Annotated in this window: 6 protein-coding genes and 1 pseudogene; 6 read left to right on the top strand and 1 reads right to left on the bottom strand. The window is 34.2% G+C overall.

The annotated features are described in order from the left end of the window. Positions 1–184 precede the first annotated feature (184 nt). From V7127_RS25455 to V7127_RS25435, 4 genes and pseudogenes are all read left to right on the top strand, one after another. Positions 185–382, top strand: a complete 198-nt coding sequence (locus tag V7127_RS25455) for a hypothetical protein (RefSeq protein WP_335490970.1) — start codon at positions 185–187, stop codon at positions 380–382. Between the two features lie 79 nt (positions 383–461). Further along, positions 462–1,427, top strand: a complete 966-nt coding sequence (locus V7127_RS25450) for a quinone oxidoreductase family protein (protein ID WP_335490967.1) — start codon at positions 462–464, stop codon at positions 1,425–1,427. A gap of 126 nt (positions 1,428–1,553) precedes the next feature. Then, positions 1,554–1,760, top strand: a pseudogene (locus tag V7127_RS25440) (VOC family protein); the annotation flags it as partial. Between the two features lie 251 nt (positions 1,761–2,011). After that, a complete protein-coding gene (locus tag V7127_RS25435; protein ID WP_335346833.1) occupies positions 2,012–2,479 on the top strand; it encodes a tetratricopeptide repeat protein in 468 nt (155 codons plus the stop codon). 313 nt (positions 2,480–2,792) lie between these two features. Here V7127_RS25435 and V7127_RS25430 read toward each other — a convergent pair whose 3' ends face one another. Further along, positions 2,793–3,017: a hypothetical protein gene (locus V7127_RS25430; RefSeq protein ID WP_335490964.1), complete on the bottom strand. Its 225-nt coding sequence runs from the start codon at positions 3,015–3,017 to the stop codon at positions 2,793–2,795. A gap of 330 nt (positions 3,018–3,347) precedes the next feature. Between V7127_RS25430 and V7127_RS25425 the strand changes: the two genes are divergently transcribed. Both V7127_RS25425 and V7127_RS25420 read left to right on the top strand, forming a co-directional pair. Next, a complete protein-coding gene (locus V7127_RS25425; protein WP_335490961.1) occupies positions 3,348–3,869 on the top strand; it encodes a hypothetical protein in 522 nt (173 codons plus the stop codon). Positions 3,870–3,929: 60 nt separating this feature from the next. Continuing rightward, a complete protein-coding gene (locus V7127_RS25420) occupies positions 3,930–4,397 on the top strand; it encodes a UPF0158 family protein (RefSeq protein ID WP_335490958.1) in 468 nt (155 codons plus the stop codon). Positions 4,398–4,480: the final 83 nt, after the last annotated feature.

Raw genomic sequence — 4,480 nt, 5'->3', positions numbered from 1 at the left:
CGAAAACAACAGATTTAAGTAAGGAAAGCATTGAAGGACTTTTATTAAATGATGATTTTAATAGTGAAGAAATAACAAAAAGTTATGGGAGGAAAGCAGAACAAAGTAGAAATGTAACAGGTTATGATTATTTTGGGGATATATGCTTAATTTCCCAAAGGCTGGGAAGGTAAGGATTTCAAGATTGGTTTTTCATTCCATTCTTCTTGTATTTATTATTGCTTTTCTATTTTTTCTGGTAACAGACTTATTAAGATTGGCAATTGGATACCGTATAGAAATTGATACAAGTAATGTTTCATTAAAAGAAAGTGATTTTAAAATTGAACTGGCTCACTATTTAGAAATAAAACTTTTGAAAGAAAAAAACGAAACGGGATAGTGATATCAATATAGCTTTAATTGTATTGTCCCACGTTAGTATTGCATTTATTAATTAACCCTAGAGATGAGGTATATATATGAAAGCACTTGTTTTTAATACATTTGGAGATCCGGAAGTCCTGGAATATTGCGAAGTAATGGATCCTGTCATCGGTCCGGATGAAATTCTTTTAAGAATGAAAGCAATCGGTCTAAACTTTGCAGACATTTATAGAAGGAAAGGAAATTATCATCTTGCCGGGGGGCCTCCATATATTTTAGGTTATGAAGGTGCCGGAATTGTAGAAAAAGTAGGAGCAGAAGTGCAAGGCATAAGCTCAGGAGACCATATTGCATTTGCTGATGTTCCATTTGCCAATGCAGAGCTAGTAGCTGTTCCATATGAAAAATTGATACCTCTGCCAGGATCAGTTTCATTTAAGGAGGCTGCATCCATACTCCTTCAAGGGCTAACTGCACATTATCTTACAAGGGAAAGTTATGCTGTAAAAAATAATGATGTTGTCTTAGTACACGCAGCAGCCGGAGGTGTCGGGCAGCTTCTTGTTCAAATTGTAAAGCTTCTTGGTGGTAAGGTAATAGGCTTAACATCTTCCACGGAAAAAGTTGAAGTTGCAAAAAAAGTGGGAGCGGATTTGGTACTCCAGTACAAGAATGACTGGAAGCAGAAAGTTCTGGAAGAAACTAACGGCAAAGGGGTGGATGTTGTTTATGAATCAATAGGCTCTACACTCATGGACAGTTTTGCTGTTACGCGCATCGGTGGTACAGTTGTATTTTATGGGATGGCAGGTGGAGATCCGGCTTCAGTTGATCCCCGTATGTTGATGGATACCTCAAAAACTCTAACGGGGGGAGATCTTTGGAATGTTCTCACTTCTAAGGAAGAAAGAGTGACACGATCAAAAGAGCTGTTTAGATGGATAGAAGAAGGAAAAGTAAAAGTATCGGAGCCGACAACTTTTGCGTTAAGAGATGGACAAGAAGCTCATCGATATCTAGAAAGCCGAAAAAGTACGGGTAAAATCTTATTACTTCCATAAGGGGCAGCGACAGAAGACCAAACAACAAGGAATTTTCTTCCGTTTTGAAAGAATTGGCTAAATCATCTATTGATCCTTTTTGTGTGGAAACCTATGATTAAATGCTCACATGCACGCCAGACATTCTCTTCTGTGAAACATCAGTTTTCCTTTACTCCTTCATACTCAATTTTTGTTACTTATGATACTGAAGAGGTGCTTACCAATCTTTATAAGAAATTCATTATAGATGGGTAAGCACTTATGCCGTTAGGTGACTATGGTTTTAGTACGAAGTTTGGCTGGCTAAATGATCGGTTCGGTGTTTCATGGCAACTTAATCTTCCGAAATAATTTTATGCTTGTTTTGCAATCAGGCGCAATTCTGCAGCAAGAAATGTGCTTTTTTCTTTTTGGTTTGGGCCACATTGTGGAATAAGTTAGATAAAATAGAGAAGATTGTGAAACTTAAGCTAAAGGGCAGAATACTTTAAAAGAGAATGTCTGGGTTCATCTTAATATTATTGGTATTGTTTGAAACATTCGGAATTATATGTACAATAAAGGGGTGCTTAGTAAAAGAATAGAAGGAGAGTAGAGTATTTATGAAAATCAGGAATCTTATCTTTATTTTTGTAACATTGATTTGCGTAGTTGGTTTATATCTTTTATTAGATTTTGAAAAGGATTATAGCAAACTTACAATGGAAGAGTTACACGAGTTGGCACAAAAAGAAGATGCAGAAGCACAAGGGATGTTAGCGTACTATTTTCAAGAAGGAATAGGAGTAGAGGTTGATTCCGTAGAAAGTTTAAAATGGTATGTTAATAGTGCTAATAATGGAAATACATCAGCTATGGTCAACTTAGCTTATCTTTATGGAAATGGAATTGGTGTAGAAAAAGATTTAACAAAAGCATTTGACTGGAATTTGAAGGCGGCTAAAAGTGGAGATTCAAGTGGCATGTTTAATGTTGGTAAGAAATATGAGCTTGGCATTGGTGTAGCTAAAGATATAGAGAAGGCTAACTATTGGTTAGAAAAAGCTAAAAAAGCAAAGGGATCTCTATAATAGTCTTGTTGAACTAACGGGGGCTTTAGTTGAAGAAGCATATGTAAAAATTGTTGTGGTAAATATTTTGATGTTGTAGTAGTAAATGAGGTCATATGTTGCACAAAAGGATAGATGTATACAGGTACACTCCTCTCCTGTTCATCTATCCTTTCCTTTTACCCTATATAATGTGTGACATTATAATAAATCGTTTAATTATAGGTTTTCATAATTATTTTCTTGACTTTTAATAAAATTTTTATCAGTCACTTTTTTGTTTGTTTAATGGAGGACCTTTACGATGAACTATTTATTCAATCATGGCGGAATTCTAGTTACTTAATTCCATTAATAATTCGTGGACAATGTGTTGTTCAAAATCCTTTGGCTTATCCAATAGTATCCCTCTTCTTGATGCAGCTGCAATTATTAGTCCTAATTCATAGTACATATTTTTAGAAACTAATCCTTTTGAAATCATTTTCTTCACTTCATAATAAAATTGAATCAAAAAATCATTTGGTAATTTTTCATACAAAGACATTTTCGGAAACACCTACTATTCCTACTGTTATAATAGGAATAATACCAATTAAAACTGAAATTGAAAAGAGTTTTTCGCCAGATTCATAAATTTTTCATTATATTACAGATACGTTTGACAATACTGCTTTAATCTTGTTGAACTAATGCAGTGGTAGAGTTGAAGAAGACTGATATTCATAAATTTCAATTTATTGATAATAACAAAAAAACTCCTCCTTTTTGTATTGGAGGTGCCTTGATTGTAGAAATGGAAACGTAAGGTTTTCAACTATCGAAGTAGGTTTGTTTAACAAGGGATATGGAGGTCGTGGTAAAATAATGGTAATGAAGGAGGGATAAGATGTCGTTTATTAAACCATTTCTTGCTCTTGCTGTATTTTTGACACTATTATTCGTATTCGGTTGCAGTAACAACGTAGAAGATAATCAAATTAACTTTGGTTTGATAGCAAGTGAAAAATCTTTGCCTACGGATTTTGATGAGGTGGCGTTTAAAAGGGACACAACACCTTATTTTCAGTATTTAGTAATAAAAGTCGTTAATCAATCTGAGTTTGAAGAAACATGGAACATATATGGATTTAAAAATAAGACACCAAATGTAGACTTTAACGAGAAAGATGTTAATTTCATTGGAGTTCAGGAGTCTGGAAGTTGCCCCTATAAGATGAAAAATATTGAACTAAACTCAGACAACAAAGCTATCACAGTGCCTTTATCGCAACCAGATGGTAATTGTACTTCTGATGCAACACCAAGAACATTTGTTATTGAGGTTAATAAAGAAGTTTCAAGAGACCTGAAGAGTGTGGTAATTGTTCAAAGTGATGCAGTAACAACCATTCCAATTGATGGAAACTAATCTTAAAATTTTGACTAACGGGTGCATTAGTAAAAAAATATAGAGGATGATCCAAAAATAATGAATATTCAAGTAAAGCTTCAAGCTATTATTGAAGAAATGGAGATACAGTTTGAAGAGTCTCGGACATTTCTGAGTATTAAAACTGGCGAAATTATTGTAGTAACCTCAGATGACTTAAGAGCTGCTGAAGATGAAGAACCATTCGATCATTTACCAGATTGGGAACAAGAAGATAGAAAAGTTGCTAATGATGTAGTGGAAAACTTCGAGAATTACAAGGAACTCCCAACAAAATATGAACTAAATGAATATGAGATGTTGGAAGACTTTTGCCTAACTGTTAGTGATCAAAGAAAACAAGATATATTATTAAATGTGATTAAGGGTAAGGGTGCTTTTAGGAGGTTTAAGGACAAAATCATTGATTTTGAAATTGAGGACAAATGGTATTCTTATCGTGAGGAACGAATTAAACAAATTGCGATTGAATGGTGTCTAGACAATAACATAAACTTTAGTGAATAATTAATTTTTAAAAATACAACGAGAGCAACCACATAATCAGGTAATTACTTTTTGTTCAACTAAAGGGGCAGTTGTGCGGCCGA

It is taken from the genome of Bacillus sp. JJ1773 (assembly GCF_036962035.1).
In the GTDB taxonomy this organism is placed as follows: domain Bacteria; phylum Bacillota; class Bacilli; order Bacillales; family Cytobacillaceae; genus Cytobacillus.
The sequence above is the reverse complement of the archived record's forward strand: the minus strand, read 5'-3'. Positions and strand labels throughout refer to the sequence as shown.